The sequence below is a fragment of the Paracoccus aerius genome, from assembly GCF_014656455.1.
GTDB classification, from domain to species: domain Bacteria; phylum Pseudomonadota; class Alphaproteobacteria; order Rhodobacterales; family Rhodobacteraceae; genus Paracoccus; species Paracoccus aerius.
The window spans coordinates 1-1,899 of sequence record NZ_BNCL01000074.1 but is presented as its reverse complement, the minus strand read 5'-3'; the positions used below and the strand labels follow the sequence as shown (position 1 = coordinate 1,899).

At 64.9% G+C, this 1,899-nt stretch carries 1 protein-coding gene; it reads left to right on the top strand.

Annotation, left to right across the window (positions count from 1 at the left end):
* Positions 1–15: 15 nt before the first annotated feature.
* The gene (gene xsc, locus IE224_RS20690; protein WP_191313398.1) at positions 16–1,797 is read left to right on the top strand and encodes a sulfoacetaldehyde acetyltransferase; all 1,782 of its coding nucleotides are present in this window, start codon (positions 16–18) and stop codon (positions 1,795–1,797) included.
* Positions 1,798–1,899 lie beyond the last annotated feature (102 nt).

The window sequence follows — 1,899 nt, the reverse complement described above, 5'->3', positions numbered from 1 at the left end:
TAAGGAGCCCTTGCCATGAGAATGACCACTGAGGAAGCGTTTGTTAAGGTCCTGCAGATGCACGGGATCGAGCATGCGTTCGGGATTATTGGCTCGGCGATGATGCCTGTGTCGGATCTGTTTCCGAAGGCGGGGATCACCTTCTGGGACACTGCGCACGAGACGAATGCGGGCCTTATGGCGGACGGCTTCACCCGCTCGACCGGCAAGATGTCGATGATGATCGCGCAGAACGGACCCGGCGTGACCGGGTTCGTGACGCCGGTCAAGACCGCCTACTGGAACCACACGCCGCTGCTGCTGGTCACGCCGCAGGCCGCCAACAAGACCATCGGGCAGGGCGGCTTCCAGGAGATGGAGCAGATGCGCCTGTTTGCCGACTGCGTGTGCTACCAGGAGGAGGTGCGCGATCCGTCCCGCATTCCCGAGGTCCTGAACCGCGTCATCATGCAGGCCTGGCGCAACTCGGCGCCCGCGCAGATGAACATCCCGCGCGACATGTGGACCCAGGTGATCGACGTCGATCTGCCGCAGGTGGTGGCCTTCGAGCGTCCGGCGGGCGGCGAAGAGGCCGTGGCGGAGGCGGCGCGCCTGCTTTCAGGCGCCAAGTTCCCGGTCATCCTGTCGGGCGCCGGCGTGGTGCTGTCTGGGGCGATCCCGGATCTGACCCGGCTGGCCGAGCGTCTGGATGCGCCGGTGGCCTCGAACTATCAGCACAACGACAGCTTCCCCGGCTCGCACCCGCTGGCGGTTGGCCCACTGGGCTATAACGGCTCGAAGGCGGCAATGGAGTTGATCGCCAAGGCTGACGTGGTGCTGGCGCTTGGCACGCGGCTGAACCCGTTCTCGACGCTGCCCGGCTATGGCATCGACTACTGGCCGAAGGACGCCAAGATCATTCAGGTCGACATCAACGCCGACCGGATCGGGCTGACCAAGAAGGTCACGGTGGGCATTCAGGGCGATGCGGGCAAGGTGGCGCGCGGCATCCTGGCGCAGCTGTCCGATACCGCCGGCGACGCCGGGCGCAAGGAGCGCCGCGATCTGGTCGCGCAGACCAAGTCGCGTTGGGCGCAGGAACTGTCCAGCCTTGATCACGAACAGGACGATCCTGGCACCGTCTGGAACGAGGAAGCGCGACAGCGCGACAGCGACCTGATGTCGCCCCGTCAGGCTTGGCGGGCGATCATGCAGGCGGTGCCAGCGGATGCCATTGTGTCGTCCGACATCGGCAACAACTGCGCCATCGGCAACGCCTACCCGACCTTCGAGGCGGGACGGAAGTATCTGGCGCCGGGCCTGTTCGGCCCCTGCGGCTATGGCTTCCCGGCGATCCTGGGCGCCAAGATCGGCAATCCCGATACCCCGGTGATCGGCTTTGCAGGGGATGGCGCCTTCGGCATCTCCATGAACGAGATGGTGTCGGTGGGCCGCGAGGACTGGCCCGCGATCACCATGGTGATCTTCCGCAACTACCAGTGGGGTGCGGAAAAGCGCAACACGACGCTGTGGTATGCCAACAACTTCGTGGGCACCGAACTCGATCGGGAAACGACCTATGCCGGCATCGCCAAGGCTTGTGGCTTGGAAGGGGTGCAGGTTCGATCCCAGGATGAGCTGACTGCCGCGCTGCACGACGCGGTGGAACGCCAGATGAAGGAAAAGAAGACCACCTTCATCGAGGTCCTGCTGAACCAGGAACTGGGCGAGCCCTTCCGCCGCGACGCGATGAAGAAGCCTGTTCCCGTGGCCGGGATCGACAAGGCCGACATGCGCCCACAGCGCGGCGCAGCCTGATCCCAACCGCTTTGCAAACCTGACCATCCGGCGCGGTCCCTCCGCGCCGGATGGTCCCCTGCACTCAAGGAAACCGCCATGACCAGCATCGACCTGCTTCCT